Annotated in this window: 19 protein-coding genes, 2 tRNA genes and 1 pseudogene; 12 read left to right on the forward strand and 10 right to left on the reverse strand. The window is 33.2% G+C overall.

From position 1 onward, the window contains the following. Positions 1-70: 70 nt before the first annotated feature. From rpsT to OPR42_RS02810, 6 genes are all read right to left on the reverse strand, one after another. Entirely contained in the window at positions 71-340 is a 270-nt protein-coding gene (rpsT, locus tag OPR42_RS02785) for a 30S ribosomal protein S20 (RefSeq protein ID WP_007302369.1), read from the reverse strand. Positions 341-383: 43 nt separating this feature from the next. Further along, positions 384-1,109, reverse strand: coding sequence for a lysophospholipid acyltransferase family protein (locus OPR42_RS02790; protein WP_029237643.1), 726 nt, complete (start codon positions 1,107-1,109; stop codon positions 384-386). 56 nt (positions 1,110-1,165) lie between these two features. Further along, positions 1,166-2,152, reverse strand: a complete 987-nt coding sequence (locus OPR42_RS02795; protein WP_010404031.1) for a site-specific tyrosine recombinase — start codon at positions 2,150-2,152, stop codon at positions 1,166-1,168. 370 nt (positions 2,153-2,522) lie between these two features. Then, positions 2,523-3,158 carry a DnaA ATPase domain-containing protein gene (locus OPR42_RS02800; RefSeq protein WP_015588224.1) on the reverse strand — a complete coding sequence of 212 codons (636 nt, stop codon included), beginning with the start codon at positions 3,156-3,158 and terminating at the stop codon, positions 2,523-2,525. Positions 3,159-3,263: 105 nt separating this feature from the next. Next, complete coding sequence (locus OPR42_RS02805; protein WP_265041735.1) at positions 3,264-4,337, reverse strand: AI-2E family transporter; 1,074 nt, start codon at positions 4,335-4,337, stop codon at positions 3,264-3,266. Between the two features lie 49 nt (positions 4,338-4,386). After that, positions 4,387-5,274, reverse strand: a complete 888-nt coding sequence (locus OPR42_RS02810; RefSeq protein ID WP_265041736.1) for an alpha/beta hydrolase family protein — start codon at positions 5,272-5,274, stop codon at positions 4,387-4,389. A 102-nt stretch (positions 5,275-5,376) separates the two neighbouring features. Here OPR42_RS02810 and ispD point away from each other — a divergent pair, with 102 nt between their 5' ends. Further along, positions 5,377-6,582: a 2-C-methyl-D-erythritol 4-phosphate cytidylyltransferase gene (gene ispD / locus OPR42_RS02815; protein ID WP_265024840.1), complete on the forward strand. Its 1,206-nt coding sequence runs from the start codon at positions 5,377-5,379 to the stop codon at positions 6,580-6,582. A gap of 84 nt (positions 6,583-6,666) precedes the next feature. Here the strand turns inward: ispD and OPR42_RS02820 are convergent, their stop codons facing one another. From OPR42_RS02820 to OPR42_RS02830, 3 genes are all read right to left on the reverse strand, one after another. Next, positions 6,667-7,524, reverse strand: coding sequence for a ParB/RepB/Spo0J family partition protein (locus OPR42_RS02820; protein WP_265042362.1), 858 nt, complete (start codon positions 7,522-7,524; stop codon positions 6,667-6,669). 6 nt (positions 7,525-7,530) lie between these two features. Further along, positions 7,531-8,373: a ParA family protein gene (locus tag OPR42_RS02825; RefSeq protein WP_265031128.1), complete on the reverse strand. Its 843-nt coding sequence runs from the start codon at positions 8,371-8,373 to the stop codon at positions 7,531-7,533. 86 nt (positions 8,374-8,459) lie between these two features. Next, positions 8,460-10,940 carry a response regulator gene (locus OPR42_RS02830; RefSeq protein WP_265041737.1) on the reverse strand — a complete coding sequence of 827 codons (2,481 nt, stop codon included), beginning with the start codon at positions 10,938-10,940 and terminating at the stop codon, positions 8,460-8,462. 159 nt (positions 10,941-11,099) lie between these two features. Here OPR42_RS02830 and hemF point away from each other — a divergent pair, with 159 nt between their 5' ends. From hemF to sucD, 9 genes are all read left to right on the forward strand, one after another. Then, positions 11,100-11,924, forward strand: a complete 825-nt coding sequence (gene hemF, locus OPR42_RS02835) for an oxygen-dependent coproporphyrinogen oxidase (RefSeq protein ID WP_265041738.1) — start codon at positions 11,100-11,102, stop codon at positions 11,922-11,924. An 82-nt stretch (positions 11,925-12,006) separates the two neighbouring features. Then, positions 12,007-12,381 carry a hypothetical protein gene (locus tag OPR42_RS02840; RefSeq protein WP_265041739.1) on the forward strand — a complete coding sequence of 125 codons (375 nt, stop codon included), beginning with the start codon at positions 12,007-12,009 and terminating at the stop codon, positions 12,379-12,381. 36 nt (positions 12,382-12,417) lie between these two features. Continuing rightward, positions 12,418-13,146, forward strand: a complete 729-nt coding sequence (locus tag OPR42_RS02845; RefSeq protein ID WP_265041740.1) for an ankryin — start codon at positions 12,418-12,420, stop codon at positions 13,144-13,146. A 68-nt stretch (positions 13,147-13,214) separates the two neighbouring features. Continuing rightward, a tRNA-Glu gene (locus OPR42_RS02850) sits at positions 13,215-13,286 on the forward strand. Positions 13,287-13,318: 32 nt separating this feature from the next. Further along, positions 13,319-14,014 (forward strand): 16S rRNA (uracil(1498)-N(3))-methyltransferase, encoded by a 696-nt coding sequence (locus OPR42_RS02855; protein ID WP_015588133.1) that lies wholly within the window; start codon positions 13,319-13,321, stop codon positions 14,012-14,014. A gap of 122 nt (positions 14,015-14,136) precedes the next feature. Then, positions 14,137-14,210 (forward strand) — tRNA-Pro (locus OPR42_RS02860). A gap of 198 nt (positions 14,211-14,408) precedes the next feature. Further along, entirely contained in the window at positions 14,409-14,609 is a 201-nt protein-coding gene (gene rpsU, locus OPR42_RS02865) for a 30S ribosomal protein S21 (RefSeq protein ID WP_007302350.1), read from the forward strand. 30 nt (positions 14,610-14,639) lie between these two features. Continuing rightward, complete coding sequence (gene sucC / locus OPR42_RS02870; protein WP_139686754.1) at positions 14,640-15,800, forward strand: ADP-forming succinate--CoA ligase subunit beta; 1,161 nt, start codon at positions 14,640-14,642, stop codon at positions 15,798-15,800. A 3-nt stretch (positions 15,801-15,803) separates the two neighbouring features. After that, on the forward strand, positions 15,804-16,685 hold the full coding sequence (sucD, locus tag OPR42_RS02875) for a succinate--CoA ligase subunit alpha (protein WP_064085491.1): 882 nt from the start codon (positions 15,804-15,806) through the stop codon (positions 16,683-16,685). 6 nt (positions 16,686-16,691) lie between these two features. Here sucD and dapF read toward each other — a convergent pair whose 3' ends face one another. Beyond that, the gene (gene dapF, locus OPR42_RS02880; protein ID WP_010403976.1) at positions 16,692-17,486 is read right to left on the reverse strand and encodes a diaminopimelate epimerase; all 795 of its coding nucleotides are present in this window, start codon (positions 17,484-17,486) and stop codon (positions 16,692-16,694) included. Between the two features lie 105 nt (positions 17,487-17,591). Here dapF and OPR42_RS02885 point away from each other — a divergent pair, with 105 nt between their 5' ends. Together OPR42_RS02885 and OPR42_RS02890 are read left to right on the forward strand one after the other, a co-directional pair. Next, the gene (locus tag OPR42_RS02885) at positions 17,592-18,266 is read left to right on the forward strand and encodes a glycoside hydrolase family 5 protein (protein ID WP_265041741.1); all 675 of its coding nucleotides are present in this window, start codon (positions 17,592-17,594) and stop codon (positions 18,264-18,266) included. Between the two features lie 170 nt (positions 18,267-18,436). Further along, positions 18,437-19,305: pseudogene (locus OPR42_RS02890) on the forward strand (IS110 family RNA-guided transposase); the annotation flags it as partial. Between the last annotated feature and the right edge of the window lie 14 nt (positions 19,306-19,319).

Genomic DNA, 19,319 nt, shown 5'->3' on the forward strand with positions numbered 1-19,319 from the left:
TACTTAATTTTATACAGAATATACAAACTGAAGAGTATATATTAATACAGCTAACTTTACATTAACCGTATTAAGCGGTCATCAATGCTTTTACTTTTGCATTTAAGCGACTTATTTTACGCGCAGCGGTATTCCTATGAATGACACCTTTATTTACACATTTGTGTAAATTGGATTCAGCATTCCGAAATGCCAAGACAACATTCTCTTTATCACCAGACTTGATTATATCAACTAATCTTCTAATAGCAGTACGAGTTTTGCTTTTTCGCATCTTATTTACTAAAGTACGCTTTGCTATTACCTTCATCATTTTTTTAGCACTCTTATGATTTGCCATATATTAATACCTGTACTTTTCTTTTAATTATAAAGTTTTTTTGTTAATTTGCAATATCAGTTTTTTCTGCAATTAATCTACTACTTCTTTCTTCAATGATTTTTTCTAAACTTTGCAAGAATTCATTTTTGTTTAACCCAGGATATATGGGAGGTAATATTTCTATTACCGCCTTTCCGGGATTCTTTCTCAGAGAAAGTATGCTTTTTGGCCAAAACAAACCAGTGTTTAAAGCAATCGGTAACACAGGAACAGATAATACGCTATATAAAGCAGCAATACCCGATTGATATTTTATATTTTGGTTTATAGTTGTTCTTGTACCTTCAGGAAATATTATTATGCCTCTATTTTCTTTTATACACACTTTTGCTAATTTCATGATATGACGCACAGAACTAATACCATCTGAGCGGTTAATAAAAATCATTTTTAATGCCATGAGATGCAAACCAATGAATGGAATCCATTTCAATTCACGTTTTAAAATAAAAACTGCTTTTCTAAAGAGTAGTATAAAAATAAATGTTTCAAATGGAGATTGGTGTTTAGATGCAATTATAAAAGGTTGCTTAGGAATGTTTTCCATTCCCCTCACTTCATATTTAATGCCACATAATAAACGCAACATGAATAATACAACTCTCACCGAGCAAACAAGGAAAATGGTTATTACACACTCAGGAAAGAAAATTACAGGGAGAGTAATTAAAGTATAGAATACTTCCCATAATATAAGGAGTAAATTAAATAATAAACTTGCAATCACAAACACACGTAAACTTATTTGAATTTAACTTTACTACAAAACTAAAAGCAATAAGTTTAATTATTGATCATCTGAGTAATAGGATGAGAATCAGCTAATTTGTCCTTTAACTTTTCGTTAGCAATATGAGTATATATTTGTGTTGTAGAAAGATTAGTATGGCCAAGAATTTTTTGTATCAGCACAATATTTGCTCCGCTATTCAGTAGATGGGTAGCAAGAGAATGCCTAATCACATGTGGAGAGATTTTATTTTCATCAATATCGCACTTTCTTGCTAATTCCTTTATTAATTGACCAACTCTTTGCCTTGTAATTGGTTTATTAGGTTTATCACCTGGGAATAGCCAATCAGATTTTTTGTTGTTAGGGAGCAGATTGTCACGAATTGATAAATAATCTTTAAGGCTTTGCAATGCTTGTTGATTAAAAAAGATTTGCCTTTCTCTGCCACTTTTTCCCTTTATTATTATGTAGCCTTCCTTACCATTACTGTTTACTAAATGTGATACTTCACATAACTTCATATTGATTAGTTCAGAAACACGCATCCCGGAAGAGTAAAGAATATCTAAAATTGCACATAGCCTTTTACTGCTTATCTCTTTATTCGATCCGCTTGCTGATTTTTTTACTGTTTCCATGAGCAAAAATATTTCTTGAACACTTAAATACTTAGGCAAAGGACGGGAAACCTTTGGATTTCTTAATTCATTATCATTAGCCGGTGCTGGATTAAAATCTATTATTCCATCATTAAATAGGCACTTATAGAAATTTTTGATAGCAGATATTTTTCTTGATATAGAGCTAGTTTTATATTTCTTTTGTGTACGTAAAAAGTTTACATAATCTTTAATATTAGCTTTACTTGCACCAACTAAGGTAGTGCCTCCTTCTAATAAAAATTTTTCAAGTTGGTGTAAATCTGAACGATAACTTTCCAAAGTATTTTGTGTAGAGGATTTTTCGGAAACCAAAGTATCTATGTAATACGTTATGTAAAGATCCTCTTTTTTATTTTGTGGTTGTTTATTTTTCATTATCAGCTCCTATATTTATTTCTTTGACTATAATTTGATTAAAAGTATTTTTTGTATTTTTTATAAGAAAATATGAGATAAATAAAACATTTATCAATAAAGTAAGTACTACAAACCTTTGTTTTAACCTTTTTTTTAAATTTGATCTTATTTTTACCATATTTCAATCATAACATCAAATCTATAAAAAACATCCTGTAAAGTAAGTTTTACTATCATATAAAATATCCCTTAGCTATGTCTGTTTATGCTTATTACATCATAGCATTTATTATAATTTTAACATAAAGAGATAGTGATTTCAACTTCATTATTGTATGGGTATTAATAAATCTTTAATATATATAACAAATGTCTTGAGCAGAAGGAATCACTTGGGACTTTTTTTTAATAAAGTGTTAATAAAAGGAATGGTTACATTTGATCCTATGGATTCACTATCTATTTTTTCTATAATTTTATTAATGCTGTGGAAAGAACGTTCTATTCTTGCTAGAATATAATTAATCACTTTTAAATCAATTTTTAACTGTTTATCTGAAAATCTTTTTATTAGCATAATTCTTAATAATTCCTCGCTTGCAGGCAAAATTTTTACGCTGGTAGTTGACAATATTCGGGAGCTTAAATCTCTTAGTTTGAAGTTAAGCTTTTTTGGTGAAATTGAAGAAGTGATTAGCAGTCTCTTATCATTTTCTTTCATATAATTATAACAATGTAACAACATTTCCTCATCTTTAATGTTTTGTACATCCTCTAAAATAAACGCATCGCTATACCTAATTTCGCTTACAAAATTATTCACATTGATAAAAATTGCATTGTTTATTGATTGCCAAATATGAGCAAGGTGAGTTTTTCCAGAGCTGTTAGGTCCAAAAAGAATCAGGCATTTCCAAGATAAATCGTTAACTATTGAGTTATATACGTGCTTATTTTCGTCTAAGGTGATATAGTTTTGCCAGCAATAATCAACTTGATTATTGCTAAATAAATTTAATTGCACGTAAAGCCTCTTACATTACTACTTTTTGATAATAATTTTTGCATAAAAATTTACTTGCATCTCTCAAATGTATCAGAGGTCCTTTTTCTTTTTATCGTGAACTAATTAGCCATTTTTATAAAGCTCACTTTCAAAATATTTATTGACTGCATATTCTACTAATACACTGAACATTCCTATTATTGGAATAAAAAATAATATACCTATAAACCCAAAATATGAGGTGCATATGACAACTCCTAAAATAATGATAGTTGGATGTATATGAACTTTTTTTCCTATTAATAAAGGCACTAATATGCTTGAGTCTATTAATTGACCCACACTAAATAATAGCAAGACAGCAGTACTTTCAAACCATCCACTAAATTGAGTAATGGCGCTCAAAAATCCGATAATAGTGTATAATAATGGCCCTATATAGGGTATAAATGTTAATGTTCCTGATAAAATTCCAATAGCTACAGAATGCTTCAGCCCAATTATGCTAAGGCCCACGGAGTAAAAGATCATCATGACTATACATACGTTTAACTGTCCCTTTAGGTAATTAGATATAATGAAATCTACTTTGGAAAAATAACCTGCAGCTTTTTCTCTGTAAAGAATGGGAATTAGTTTATTAGCCTTTTCTACAATTGCAGGCCAATCACGTAATACATAAAAAAACACCACAAGCGTAATAGCTATTAATGATACCATGTAAATCAAATTAAAGCTTGAATTTAGCACTTGAATTATAAGATTACTGCCCATGCTAAGAGCATTTATAAAATAAGATATATAATCACTGTAATTTTCTACTAGATTTTTAGACAAGTGATCAAATAAACTATCTTCAGTTTTTATATTAAGAAATTCTAGCACAGAAGGAATCACTTTAAGCTTTAATGAAGGTATCTTATTCACTAAGAAATTTAATATTAAAGTAATTTGAAAATATATAATAGGTAAAACAAATGTGATAACTAATATAAAAGCTATCAATAAGGTAAGTATTATAAAAACTACAGAACATGAACGTGGTATTCTATATTTTTCAAACTTGGTTACTAGCGGGTTAAATAGATGTGCAACAAAAACAGATATTAGACACGGAACAATCATAGGACGTATCAAAAATAATGCCCCTATTATGAAAAGCAGTACACAACAAATAGTTATATGACGTTTTTGCATGTGTTTAGAATAGTTAATTTACCGAAAAATATACAGTTTTTTGTAAGTACTATCTATTCATTATTTTATTAGACATGAGATCAGCCAAATTTTCACTCAATTGCCAACTAGATAAAACTCCGTTATGCGGATTATCTGTAAAGCCTCTCAGATTAACGATCTTAATCGAATTTCTATTTAACAATAGATCATCTACTGCCTTTGCCAATTGTACAGGATATGGTATTAAGGTGTCTCTTTCATGATTAATGACTACTATTGGTATATTATTATTTTGTAGCTTTTGTATATTGCTTACTATATCAAAATCTAAATTTAGGACCTTAAGCATCTTTTTCAATAAGCATGAGGGCAGTACACTTAAAATTTTTGCTTGAGGAATTGGAAAATGCTTTATTGCATTATGAAAAGAGCTGAAAGTGCTAGTAAAAATAACGCCTCCAAGTTTAATATTTTTGTCTGTAAAATATTTTAATACTTCTGATGCAACTGCTCCTCCAAAGGAATGGCCGAAAAGTATGATGTTTTCAGGTTTTACACCCTTGTCCATTAATTCATTGATTTTTTTTATCGAAGACTGAGATAAGCTTTTATTCTTATTTATAAATGGAATCATGAGTATTGATATAGACAAAAAAGTGCAAATCAAAGCTGCTAATATTGCTGAATTCGCTGTCCTAGACGTCATTGGGTTGGTAAATAATATCAGAGTGGGTGATAATATGGATATTCCTAAAAATAAGAAACTAGCTATTGCGTAAGTTATATAGTTTTGAAATGCAATTGGGTATTTATGTGCATGAGTGTAGAAATTAGACCTATGGAGATATGTAGATCTATCTTGTATATACCTGAACGCATTTTTATAATTATCACCTATTCCATGAAAAAATATAAGATGTATCTCATTTTCTTTATTATACTTAGCAACGTGCATTATTTCCCTCTAACATATATTACACCTAGTAAAAGAATATTCTTTTTTGAGAATTGGATCAAACTTTTTTAAAATGCTAGATAACTTGTATTAACAACGAAAATGATAAGCATGTACACTAACAGACTTGAGGAATACAAGATAGCAGCATTAATAGTTGCAGCAGGAGTAGGCAGTAGATGCAATGCCAAAATCCCTAAACAGTATATAAAACTGGCAGGTAAGTCTGTTTTATTTCACACAATTAGAAAATTCTTAGCTAATCAGTACATAAGTTACATAAGAGTGGTAGTAAATGAAAGTCAAAAAGATTTCTATAAAGAAGTTACGTCATCAACTATAGATACTAAATTGCTGAGTCCAGTATGTGGAGAAAAAAGCAGGCAGAGTTCAGTTAAACTTGGACTGGAGAGTTTGCAAAAGATCAATCCAGATTTTGTTATTATACATGATGCTTGTAGGCCTTTTGTATCAAATATTCTAATAAATAACTTGATTGAATCTATGATTAATGGTCAATATACAGGAGTAGTTCCAGCAATAGAAGTCGAGGATACTATATCGTTGGTGAGTAATAATTTCGTTGAATCTACGATTTCAAGAGAAAAACTTAGAGCCATACAAACCCCTCAAATTTTTAATTTCAGAGAATTATTATCGTGCCATCAGTCAGTCAAAGAATTTACTGATGATTCATCACTAATGGTGGAGCATAAAAAACATGTTGCGATTATTGAAGGTGAGAAAAAGAATTTTAAGTTAACTACAAAAGAGGATATCAATATGGCAAAACTTCTCTTTGGAGAGCCAAAATTCCGTGTCGGAACCGGTTATGATATACATAAATTTGTTAAAATTCAAAATGATGCTAAGAGCTTTATAAAAATTTGTGGTGTGGAAATTGAGCATAATATGGCAATAGAGGCACATTCCGATGGTGATGTTGCAATACATGCAATCGTTGATGCAATACTCGGAGCACTAGGATGTGGCGATATAGGAGAACATTTTCCTCCTAATTCCTCTAAATGGAAGGATTGCAATTCATCTCATTTTCTTGACTTTGCTGCTAAAAAAGCACAGGAAAAAGGATATAGCGTGTCTAATTTAGATATTACTATAGTTTGTGAAGAGCCTAAAATATCGCCTTACAAAGCAGGAATGAAGGAATTCATATCAAAAATATTAGAAATTAATGGTGAATTCGTAAATATCAAAGCAACCACAGCGGAAAAATTAGGTTCTATTGGAAGAAATGAGGGAATAGCAACGTATGCTTCTGTGCTATTGCGTGCAAATTTTTATTGAAGGTAGAAACGAAATAACTTACTTGACAAACTCCACCATTTCACTTCCATTGCAAGGAAAGTGGGAAGGTTTGTCAAGAAATTTCTATGAGCTACTTTCGACATTAATAGCTGATTCAAGTCTTCTATTCAAAATTTTCAATATAAAATCCAATTCATTTGAGTTGTTATAACGTATCATGACTTTACCCTTAGAATTACTGTCATTAATTTTGATCTTTAAACCAAGCTGAGAAGATATAGCTCCTTCTAATGCTGCCATATCTTGATTTTTAGTACAATTATGCTCTTTTCGGTCGTTATTTTGTTGTAAGTCTTTTATCAATTTTTCAGTTTGTCTAACGCTCAGGCCCTGAGAAACTATTCTTTCTGCAAGACTTTCCTCATTTTCAACATTAATCAATGCCCTTGCATGGCCCATAGACAATTTTTTCTCGTTGATCATTGTTATCACTCCATCAGGGAGTGATAACATTCGAGTCATATTGGTTATGTGACTGCGGCTTTTGCCTAAAGTTGAAGCTAGTTCTTCGTGTGTATAGGAGAATTCATCTATTAGTTTCCTATACGCTTCACCTTCTTCTATTGGATTAATGTCTTGCCTCTGTATGTTCTCAATTATCGATACTTCTAAGCATTCCTTGTCATTTAAATCTTTTATGATGACTGGCACACTATCAAGATTTGCAATTTTACTTGCCCGCCAACGACGTTCCCCTGCTACTATTTCATAATCGTCATCATTTGGATCTTTGCGCACCACAATAGGCTGTATAATGCCATTTTTCTCTATCGAACTTGCAAGTCCTTTCAATGACTCCTCATCAAAATATTTTCTCGGCTGAAATTTGCTCGGGTGTAGTAATGAAATAGGTAACCGATCTTCTTTATTATCATAATTATCGCCTATGAGGCCAGCAAGACCTCTACCTAAGCGGCCTATTGTCCTTCACGCTGCACCCTCACTTATCAGCTTCTTCTCTTTACAGATGCTCATGTGTTTCTTTAAAATTTCTTTTGCCAAACTTATATATGCTTGTGCACCAGGACACTTAAGATCATATACAATAGCAGGTTTTCCATGAGAAGGCGCTTCTGATAACCGTACATTACGTGGAATAATGGTCTCATACAAGGGGATAATAGTTTTATATACTTTATCATTTAAATATTGGCAAATATCATTTTTAATCTGCTCACTAAGTTTGTTGCGTCTGTCATACATTGTGAGCAATATTCCTTCTATTGCCAGGAAAGGGTTTAGGTTATTTCTTTTTATCAGCTCTACAGTCTTAACTAAATGGCTCAATCCTTCCAGAGCGAAAAATTCACACTGAAGAGGAACAATAATCGAGTCAGCAGCGGTCAGAGCATTGATAGTAAGCAGACCAAGTGATGGAGGGCAGTCGATGATTATGTACTCATAATTATCACGCACTTTCTCTAGAGTGTCTTTTAGTACAAATTTTCCCTGCTCAAGTTGTGATAGCTCAATTTCTGCAGCTGATAAGTCAACCACTGATGAAATTAACGATAAATTTGGAATTTCCTTTATATGAAAAATTGCCGACTCTACCAATTCACTTTCGTTGCTCAGCAGTATTTTATATATATTTTTTTCTTCTCTACTACGATAAGAAACCCCGAGCCCTGTACTAGCATTCCCTTGGGGATCAAGATCTACCAATAAAGTACTTTTTCCCACAGCAGCAAAGGCTGTCGATAAATTTATACTAGTTGTGGTTTTACCAACTCCACCCTTTTGATTTACTATTGCAATGATCTTGCTCACGCCTTTCATCTTATGTATAAAATAACTCTATTGTATATATGCAAGAAATTTTTGCATTAGAAAAATTTTTTTGTTGCCAATCATGCTCAAAGTAAACTGCCTTTTTTTGTCTTGTGTAACACACTTTGAACCTTATTTCCTAACTCATTCAGAGTAAATGGTTTGGGTAAAAAATGGAAGTCTTCTATATTGATTTCATCGCTCTTTAAAAAAGCATCCTCTGCATACCCAGAAATAAAAATAACTTTGATGTTTGGCCTATGTATCAATGTTTCTTTAACTATTTCTGGACCACTCACCTCTGGCATGATTACATCAGTGATTATTAGATCTATGTGTTGATTTTTTTTTCTAATGATCTCTAGTGCCTCGCTGCCTATACTCGCTTCTATTACATTAAATCCTTTTCTTGTAAGAGCCTTAGCAGTAAATTCCCTTACTGAATCTTCATCTTCAATTAATAAAATTATACCATTACCTTTCATCTCTACCGGTTTCTCTATTTCTTTACTATCTTCCTCTTCATCATTTTCATCTGATATGTAAACTATGGGCAAAAATATGCTAAATTTAGTTCCATGATTCACTTTGCTAGCAACATAGATGTATCCTTCGGTTTGTTTAATAATGCCATATACAGTAGAGAGGCCAAGACCTGTACCAGAAGTAATATCTTTGGTAGAAAAAAATGGATCAAATGCCTTTTCAATTATATCACTCGTCATTCCACATCCAGTATCAATCACTTCAATCACAACATAATTCCCATGTTCAATCGTTTCCTTATCTGGAGAAAACATATCCTGAGGTGTAGAATTTAATGAATCAACCTTTTGATTAAAGGTTCGTATAGTTAACTCTCCCCCCTTTTCCATAGCAGCACCAGCATTAACTGCTAAGTTAAGCATAACTTGCTCTAATTGTCCTTGGTCAGCCCTAACAGCACCCAAATCGCTACCATAATAAATATTAAATTTTATATTTTCACCTATTAATCTTTTGATCATTTCATAAAGATTAGCTATCGTACCATTTACATTAATAATCTTTGGCTGCAAAGTCTGTCTTCTTGAAAAAGCAAGCAGTTGTCTTACTAAATTTGACCCACGTTTTGCATTTTGCTGTATCTGTATTATATCTCCAAAAGATGGATCGCTAGCTGAGTGCTGGAGTAAAAGCAAATCACAAAATCCTATTATTCCGGTTAATATATTATTGAAATCATGTGCAATACCACCTGCTAACTGCCCTATAGCTTGCACCTTTTGATAATGCTCAAGTTTTATCTCTAGTTTTTTACGTTCAGTATTATCAATAAAATAACAAAGTATGAACATCACTTTATTATGAAGAAACTTATTAAAATATATTTTCATGTTATTACCGCCATTGAGCTGCACATCAAAGGACGCATTATTTATCCTATTACTTGAAAAATATTCACGCACTTTCATATGATAACCATCTGATATCAATGCAAAGATAGAACCATTATTTGACCCCGCAAGTTTTACTAATGCTATATTTTTCTTTATAAAATTGCCATTTATGTCGCATTGTGCAATAGCAATTGACGAATTTGTAAAACAAGGGTGTAGTTGATAATCAACAATATTTGATTCAGTTGGTGTTATAAAGCCGTGTATATAGCTATGATTGTATTTATCACAAAATATAGCAGTACTCATATAAGCCTTAAATGGAGCACCGCTTATAGTAAAAAACATAATTTCATTTTTGGTTATTGTATCGTCATACTTAGATTGAGATATAAAATCATTGATTGAGCTACCTTTTTCCAATTTTTTTAGTTCAAACATGTCTAAAAATCTTTTATTTACAGATAAGATACCTCCTTTTGTATTTGCAACGTAAGTTGCTATATTGTGTTTCTCTATCAACTCTTCATATACCTGCTCTTTGTTTACCTGTGTTGCCTTCAGTACAAAATACCCACTCGGTCTTGCTATTGGGGCTAATGATAAATTTAAAATCTTATTACTATTTATAGCAATTTGTGGATTATCCGGTATTGGTTCAGAGAGCAAAAGAAAGTTAGATATTCTACTCTTCTTGCTTAAGGAAATGCATACTTTTACAGAAGTGTTATTTCTTAACGCATGATAGAGTGATTTTCTGTCTTTTTCTGAAACATCTCCTGCTTCAAGAATTTTATCTAGCGTAACATCATCGTTTATGTGATCTTTAAACCTTTCGTAGAACCTCGCATCAGCATAAATAATACCCTCATCTTTATGTAAAATGAGACAAAATTCTGTATTATGATTCAGCGCATTTGCAAATATTGCATTTTGAAACTCTATGATATTAAGTAGATACTTGTAACGTTTTATATTATATGCCACAAAGAGAGTCATTAGAATGCTAATTAATAAATTAATCTCTATATTAACATGCTGACTATATACATTAGAAAAATAGAGTACTGATATTGCTATTGGAGGTAAGAACATAATGACTGCCATCACAATAATTGACATCCCATAATTTCTTAGTATGAAGTCAACTCTGTTCTCTTTTTTGTTATCTATGTATCTTTTACTCATTATTATTGCTTGGCATCCTTGCACATATAAAAATATTCTACTATATTGATTGAATTATTATAGATTTATTAACATCCTTGATGGGTAGTTACTATCCCAATCTAATTAATTCCTGTAAATATAGAGTACAATAATATTAATAAGCCAACAGAAGGCATTATGGAAAAACAAAAGACACAAGCATTTGAATGGTTCTGCGCACTGAGAAACAAGATCACCGAATCTTTCTTATCAATTGAGTTACAGTCATTCACAGCACCAAAAATCGAAAAAAGAAAGTGGAACCGACCAGGTGGAGGAAGTGGTGAATCTACAATTATCTTTGGTAATATTTTTGAAAAAGTTGGAGTAAACGTTTCAAGAGTATACGGAAAGCTCGCAGACTCAGCCATTAATGAAATTCCTGGTGCAAGTGAAAGCAATGGAGAGTTTTGGGCAAGCGGTATATCTTTAGTGTCTCACATGCAATCTCCCCTTATCCCTGCAGCACATATGAACACAAGGCTGATATATACCTCAAAACAATGGTTTGGTGGAGGAATGGACTTTACTCCAATTTATAAAGATGAGGGAGATTGCAAGTATATTCACGAATCAATTAAAGCAACTTGCGATGAGTTCAACATCGAATATTATCCGAAATTTAAAAAGCAATGTGATGATTACTTTTTTTTACAACATAGAAAAGAGCCACGTGGTATTGGTGGAATTTTTTATGACAATCTAACTTCTGGCAACTGGAAAAATGATTTTGAGTTCACAAAAGCAGTAGGTGAAGCCTTTTTAGAAATTTACTTACACATCATACACAAACATATGCAAAAATCTTGGACAAAAGAACAACGAGAAGAACAATTGATAAAACGTGGCAGATATGTGGAGTTCAATCTTCTTTATGATCGTGGTACAAGGTTTGGTTTAATGACTAATGGTAACCCCGATGCAATTATGATGTCGATGCCGCCTCTTGTCAAGTGGGTGTGAAAAGCGGTTATTAATATAAAATAAATCGTTATAGTTTAAAATTGTACCACAATGGTGAGCTTTTATATAGAGGGGTACAATCATGGGTATAGTAGATAGTTTTTTAATTAAATCCGCTAGAAATAGCAATATAAGAGGCGTGAGGCTAGCTTTAAGTCTTCATAATATAGTAAACAGCTTTGAAAAACTCTTTTCTAGAATTAATCCTTTTAGGAACAAGGGGTCATTTGACTTGAATAATGATCAAACTTTAAATCGAGCTTTAGAGTATGCAGTAACAAATCTTGATCATAATGTAATGACGTTACTTATTAGTGCTGGAGGAAATATTAATGAAATAAATAATAGTATAGGAAATGTAATCCTTCAATACAAAATAGCATCAGAAGCTATGCAGTACGGAGATAAGGACAGTCTCAAAGATCGTAAAGAAAAATGTTGTTTAGTGCTTGGTTAGCTAATAAAAAAAGAAAGAAAAGAAATATTGGAGATTTTGAAACAAACGGAAAGTTGTGACAAGCTTAAAGAGGAAGTAGAGCTAAAATTTAAGGCCAACTCACCTAAAAAACCTCCTAGAATTTTTGAGCATGATGATATTTTACTTTTAAAAGAGCCCATTTATGATGAGGTATATGACGCTAAGGTTAGTAACTCATTAGAAGAGTTGAGCGTATCGGAAGAATCCATTTATGCTGAAGTATATGATTTGCATAAAAGATCTACTGAAAATTTATCATTGAAAGATAGTGGTTATTCTAGTATATCAGGAGAACCTATTTATGAAGATGTAGATGATTTCTCAGAGCAAAAAAAGCCCACTAGCTTAAATCATAAAGAGCAACCAGAGCCTATTTATGCTAAAGTAGATTTATCGAAAAAGAGATCAGAAAGACAAGCAAAACATATAAAAGATAATTCTGGGACTTATCATGGATTAGTGCAGGATAAAGTGAATAATTTGCAAGTAAAACTAAATGAGCAAAGTGCTAATAAGCCAGCGAGTCAGCAAATCAAGACCAAGGCTGGCTTTAACGTAAAAGAAATAAGGCAAAATTTTGAGCGTAGAGATTCTGGATACGATTCTGGCTATGATTCAGATACAAAAGTTGAACAAAAATTAGATTTAGGATCTAAAGCTCCTAAATCTGAGATAGGTTCAGTAAGCATTGAACATGGGGTAATAGGAGGCTGTCGATATAAAATCACTGATATATCACTCTAACTGTGTGATTCAAAATAATTGAATTGACTTTATATGTATAATCGATATAACTCAGTTAGATTCAAGTCGACTCTTTCGTCTAGTGGTTAGGACACCACCCTTTCACGGTGGTAACACGGGTTCAAATCCCGTAAGAGTCACTCAAACAGAATGCAAATAACTAAAGTTTTGAATGAAAAAAATTAGGCTTTATGTTGAAGAAGCTTTATCACAAAATGTAAGTTTGGCTCTTCATCCACGACAAAGTCACTATATTTACAATGTAATGCGGCTTAAGAAGCATGATAACATCTATCTTTTTAATGGAAAGGATGGAGAATGGTTAGGAGAAGTAGTGAATATATCAAGTAAATCGACAAAAATTATAATAAAAGAACGCACTAAACAACAACAACATGAAAAAAATCTATATTTGTATTGTGCTCTGGTAAAAAGCGGCGCCTTAAGCAACATAGTAAGACAAGCAACTGAAATGGGAGTAACCTGCATTCAATTTATTTCAACAGAACGTACAGTAGTAAAAAACATTAACCTAAGTAGAGCGAAATTACAGGCAATTGAAGCTGCGGAACAATCCGGTAGGACAAGTATACCACAGATTTTTCTTCCTATTAATTTTTGTGAATTATCCGATTCCCAGAATAAAAATTTTGTTTTGTGTGATGAAACAGGTGAAGGACAACCTCCTAATAAAGTTCTAAAAGGCAAGAAAAACGTTGCTATTATTGTTGGCCCCGAAGGTGGTTTTTCATCTTACGAACTTGATTCTGCCAATAAATTTTGTCAGAAACTGAGTCTAGGAAAAAGAATTTTGAGAGTTGATACTGCTGTAGTTGCTGCATTAACCTTCACCAATTGGTATAGCTAGATTTTTTAATATGGCTAGTGCAACTTGACACTCTATATAAAGAAATCTGCATTATATTTTTCCTAAAAGAAATAAATGAAACTTGCATTTTTCCGAACTATCGATACTCTTAGTAAAGAAGTCGGGGCGTAGCGCAGCCTGGTAGCGCATTTGGTTTGGGACCAAAGGGTCGGGAGTTCAAATCTCTCCGCCCCGAGATTAGAAAAATTACAAGAGCACTGTAACCTAAGAGCAATTTTTATCAGCAAGTAAATGATTGACAGCAGAATGAAGCTTTTTTCATATAAATCACTGCATACCATATTCTATCGCTCAAGTTTATAAAATAATTGACAATGTTAATTTTCTAATTTATAAATGGATTTTGAAGTGATTACCGAAGGAGGTATAGAGTTTGATTGAAGTATCAGTCCATTATGGTGATGTAGATAGAGCTCTTCCAGTGTTGAGAAAAATAATTCAAAAGGAAGGAAGAGGGCTCAAAATGAAAAAAAAATATCACGAAAAGAAATCAGAGAAAACAGCTAAAAAAAAAGCTGAAGCAAGGAAAAAGAGGTATCAGCAAGAATGCAGAAGACAGCGTTATGGTTGGTAGTTTTTACTAAGGTTAATAATTAGTTATCTTATGAATATTCATGAATATCAAGCAAAGGAAATTTTACACAAGTTTAATGTCCCGGTACCAAAGGGTTTTGTTGCTACATCTGCAGAAGGAGTAGAAACTCAAATAAATCAACTAAAATCTGACGTGTTTGTGGTTAAAGCTCAGATTCATGCAGGTGGTAGGGGTAAGGCTGGTGGCGTAAAGCTAGCAAAGTCAACTAAAGAAGCTCAACAACTTGTAAAGGACATGCTTGGCATAACTTTAGTTACTCATCAAACAGGGCCTAGTGGACAGCAGGTAAGAAGAGTATACATTGAGGAAGGTTCAAGCATTAAAAAAGAGTACTATTTGAGTCTAGTAGTTGATCCAAAGCTCAGTAGGTTAGTATTTATATTTTCCTCAGAAGGTGGAATGGATATTGAAGAAGTGGCAAAAAATTCTCCTACAAAAATTGTGAAATTTGATATTGACCCTGCTACTGGTTTTACAAATCTTGATAACAGTAAACTTGCCAATAATTTTAATTTGAATTCAGAACAAATAGAAAGAATAACAAATATTGCAAAAAATATATATGATGCGTTTATTACAACTGATGCAAGCCAAATAGAAATTAACCCACTAGTTGAAACAAATTCCGGGGATTTTGTTGCACTTGATGCTAAAATTAATTTTGATGACAACGCTTTATATCGTCATCCAGAAATCGTGCAGCTTCGTGATTATGATGAAGAAGTTAAAGAAGAGATAGAAGCTTCAAAACATGGACTTAGTTACATCAAAATGGATGGCAATATTGGTTGCATGGTGAACGGTGCAGGTCTTGCTATGGCAACAATGGATATAATAAAGTACTATGGAGCAGAGCCTGCTAACTTTCTAGATGTTGGTGGTGGAGCAAGTAAGGAAACTGTCACTGAAGCATTTAAAATTATATTATCTGATAGTAATGTACAAGGAATTTTGGTTAATATATTTGGCGGTATAATGCGTTGTGATATCATTGCAAATGGAATAGTTGAAGCTGCAAAAGAAATAGATATTAAGGTCCCTTTAGTGGTTAGACTATCAGGCACTAACTTTAAAGAAGGAAAAAGAATTTTAGAAGAGTCAGGGCTAAATATTATTGCTGCAGACGAACTTGACGAGGCTGCACAGAAAATAGTACAAGAGGTGAAGTAGAGTATGTCTGTTTTAGTAAATAAAGATACAAGATTAATATGCCAGGGCTTTACTGGTGCACAAGGTACATTTCATTCAGAACAAGCAATTAGCTATGGAACCAAAATGGTTGGCGGTGTAACTCCTAGCAAGGGTGGAAGCACTCACCTTAATTTACCAGTTTTTAATACCGTAGCAGAAGCTAAAGAAAAAACTGATGTGAATGCTACTGTGATATATGTACCTGCTAAATTTGCAGCTGATGCAATACTTGAGGCAATAGATGCAGAGATAGAATTAATAGTTTGCATCACAGAGGGCATTCCTATACTTGACATGGTAAAGGTAAAGCACGCTCTCGCTGGTTCAAACAGTCGATTGATTGGCCCAAACTGTCCAGGGGTTATTACACCCGAAGAATGCAAAATAGGAATTATGCCAGGACATATTCACAGACGTGGACATATAGGAATTATGTCTCGTTCTGGAACTTTAACTTATGAAGCGGTAGCACAAACAACCGCTGTTGGTCTTGGTCAGTCAACATGTATAGGAATTGGAGGGGATCCTGTTCATGGTATGACGTTTGTTGACTGTATGGAGCTCTTTTTAAAAGATGACGATACTCATGGTATTGTAGTTATTGGTGAAATAGGTGGAAACGAAGAAGAGGATGTATCACATTTTGTGAAAACAGAAAAAACTAAAAAGCCAATCGTTGGTTTTGTAGCAGGTCAAACAGCACCTCCAGGAAGACGTATGGGGCACGCTGGGGCTATTATCTCCTCTAGTGGCGGAAGTGCTGGTGCAAAGTTAGAGGTTATGCGCAGTGCTGGGATTGCGATTGCAGAAACCCCTGCTGTGATTGGTAAAAAGGTGTTAGAAGTAATGAGTGTCAGTGCCTAGCCTAGGTCATAAAAACCCTATATCCCCAGTCATCAGTATATTTTTTGACCACTCAATCAGTAACTGACCTCCTGGTAAATGCACTGAAGTTTGTTTAGTAGCCAAACACTTACGAAGTATAGATGCAACAAATGCTGCACAAGCCGCACTACCACATGAAGCAGTAATACCTGTTCCTCTTTCCCAAACTCTTAAGTTTATTTCTCCAGATTTTTCTATTTGTGCAATACTAACATTTGTTTTCTGAGGAAATAATTCGTGATTTTCTAGCTTTGGTCCTAAATTCTGCAATGGTATTTCGCTTATGTTATCAACAAAAAAAACTATATGAGGGTTACCAATATTTACTGCAACTGGCTCTTTCAGCATTTCAAGCTCTATAGGTAGATAAAGGGGATCGCATTCACAAGAAAGAGGAATTTCATTCCATTTAAGCAGTGGTTTACCCATATTGACCTTTATTGATTTATCACCTACTTTAAAACATTCTAAGATACGATTATTTATCAGCTCAATAGTGATATATTCAGTACCTTTTTCTAACATTATCAAATATCCAACACAGCGTGCTGCGTTTCCACACATTTCAGCTCGACTACCGTCAGCATTGTAGATATGCATAAAGCAGTTTGCAGCATTAGACATTGTTATAATTATCACTTGATCACAACTGCCTTGATCAGCAATTTGTCTATAATTCCAGTCTAAATTATTTGCTGAACGTGAGTCTATGATAACAAAACTATTGCCAGTACCATGCATCTTTACAAACGGGATCTTGTCTGTTAGGTTACTTACCATTATAGTAAAATTATATAAGTGAAAATTTTTCTTCTAATTACAGCTGTTTTGTATTCTATAGTTTTCTGTAATGTGAGTGCTAAGTCAATACCGGAGAACAGCAAAATGCTCTTTTGGCAAACTGGAGTTAGAAAGGGAGCAAATGTTTTCAATAGAAAAGTTGATAGTGACTTAATCAAAGCAGCAAAGGAATACAAAATTGGTTTTATTCGTCTTGCTCCTGACAAATTTGAAACTACGCAACGTGACTTCCTCTTAGGCAATGCAGACAATTATCCGGGCTTGATTTCCAAAGACCTGAAAGTTCTGAAAGATGTTTTAGATGCTTTTCATCAACAAAAAATACCAGTAGTGTTAACGATGCTTAGCTTACCTGGATCTAGATGGAAGCAAAATAATAACGATAAAGATGATTTACGTTTATGGTCAGATCAAGCTTTTCAAAAACAAGCAGCAAAATTTTGGCAAGATCTTGCAAGAGAACTTAAGGACCATCCTGCCATTGTTGGATATAATATCTTAAATGAACCACATCCAGAAAGGCTTTATAATACTAACAATTCTGCCATTCATAATGTAGAACAAAGTCGAATTCAGAAAGATTTATTTAGGTTTTATAGCAGCATGGTATATAGCATCCGCCGAATTGACCTAAAAACCCCTATCATACTGGACAGCGCCGGACAGATAAAACCTGTCAAACCAAAAAGAAACTTCCTAGCTGAGTGTATAGCAAATTTTATGTATAATTTTGTAGAGAAGAGCTTTTTGCAGTTATAGCCGAACTGTGCAATGGTGCCTTAAGTGCCCGTAGGACAGCGTGGCTTTGGAGGAACGGTCGAACCACTGATTGAGCCTTTTGGGCTAACTCGATTAGAAGAATGTATAACTCAACCGTCCCAAGCTTAAGCACTTCTCAATTATGGATTATTATATAATGGAGATTAAAAATGGCAAAGTTCAAAAGTAAATTAGAGATCTAATGCAGCAGGAATCGATGTTGGCTCGGCTGTACATTATGTATGTGTACCCGAAGGAAGCGATGAACAACGTATACAAAAATTTAGCTGCTTTACGTAAGATCTCTACAACATAGCAAAATGGTTGAAAAAATGTAAAGTTAATACAGTAGCCATGGAGTCAACAGGAGTGTACTGGATTCCTTTGTTTCAAGTACTTGAATCACACGGATTTGAAGTAAAACTGGTAAACGCAAAACATGTTAAAAATGTACCTGGGAGAAAATCAGATGTGCAAATGGATTCAACAACTACACAGTTACGGGTTACTCCAAGGGTCATTTAGGCCAGATGATCAAATGTGTGTATTGCGTAGTTATGTTCGGCAACGTAAAAATTTAATTGAAAATGCTTCTACACATACTTTGCGTATGCAAAAAGCGCTAACACAAATGAATATTCAACTACATAAAGTTATAAGCGATACAACTGGTGTAACTGGAATGCAAATTATTAAAGCAATAATAGATGGTGAGAATAATCCTGAAAAATTGGCTGAACTAAGAGATGGACGAATAAAAAGTGATAAATCTGTTATTGCAAAAGCATTAGCAGGAAACTATAGAAAAGAACACCTATTTACATTAAAGCAAGAATTTGAGCTATATAATATTTATCAGGAAAAAGTAGCAGAATGTGACAGGAGCATTTAAGAATATTATAAAACATTTGAGACAAAGTCTGATGAGAGTAAAAAGTTAGGTGAAGAGAAAAATAAGCACAGAAAAAGTAAACCAAACTTTGCTTTGCATGAAGAATTATATCGAGTAACTGGTATAGATTTTACCAAAATTCCTGGATGGCTTTGTTGCAT

Source organism: Wolbachia endosymbiont (group B) of Melanostoma mellinum (assembly GCF_947251465.1).
Classification (GTDB): Bacteria; Pseudomonadota; Alphaproteobacteria; order Rickettsiales; family Anaplasmataceae; genus Wolbachia.

Excerpts from the sequence above, each read along its gene's own strand:
- rpsT (WP_007302369.1), bottom strand. The coding sequence starts at position 340 with ATGGCAAATCATAAGAGTGCTAAAAAAATGATGAAGGTAATAGCAAAG.
- OPR42_RS02795 (WP_010404031.1), bottom strand. The coding sequence starts at position 2,152 with ATGAAAAATAAACAACCACAAAATAAAAAAGAGGATCTTTACATAACG.
- OPR42_RS02805 (WP_265041735.1), bottom strand. The coding sequence starts at position 4,337 with ATGCAAAAACGTCATATAACTATTTGTTGTGTACTGCTTTTCATAATA.
- OPR42_RS02810 (WP_265041736.1), bottom strand. The coding sequence starts at position 5,274 with ATGCACGTTGCTAAGTATAATAAAGAAAATGAGATACATCTTATATTT.
- ispD (WP_265024840.1), top strand. The coding sequence starts at position 5,377 with ATGATAAGCATGTACACTAACAGACTTGAGGAATACAAGATAGCAGCA.
- OPR42_RS02830 (WP_265041737.1), bottom strand. The coding sequence starts at position 10,940 with ATGAGTAAAAGATACATAGATAACAAAAAAGAGAACAGAGTTGACTTC.
- hemF (WP_265041738.1), top strand. The coding sequence starts at position 11,100 with ATGGAAAAACAAAAGACACAAGCATTTGAATGGTTCTGCGCACTGAGA.
- OPR42_RS02840 (WP_265041739.1), top strand. The coding sequence starts at position 12,007 with ATGGGTATAGTAGATAGTTTTTTAATTAAATCCGCTAGAAATAGCAAT.
- OPR42_RS02855 (WP_015588133.1), top strand. The coding sequence starts at position 13,319 with ATGAAAAAAATTAGGCTTTATGTTGAAGAAGCTTTATCACAAAATGTA.
- sucC (WP_139686754.1), top strand. The coding sequence starts at position 14,640 with ATGAATATTCATGAATATCAAGCAAAGGAAATTTTACACAAGTTTAAT.
- sucD (WP_064085491.1), top strand. The coding sequence starts at position 15,804 with ATGTCTGTTTTAGTAAATAAAGATACAAGATTAATATGCCAGGGCTTT.
- dapF (WP_010403976.1), bottom strand. The coding sequence starts at position 17,486 with ATGGTAAGTAACCTAACAGACAAGATCCCGTTTGTAAAGATGCATGGT.
- OPR42_RS02885 (WP_265041741.1), top strand. The coding sequence starts at position 17,592 with ATGCTCTTTTGGCAAACTGGAGTTAGAAAGGGAGCAAATGTTTTCAAT.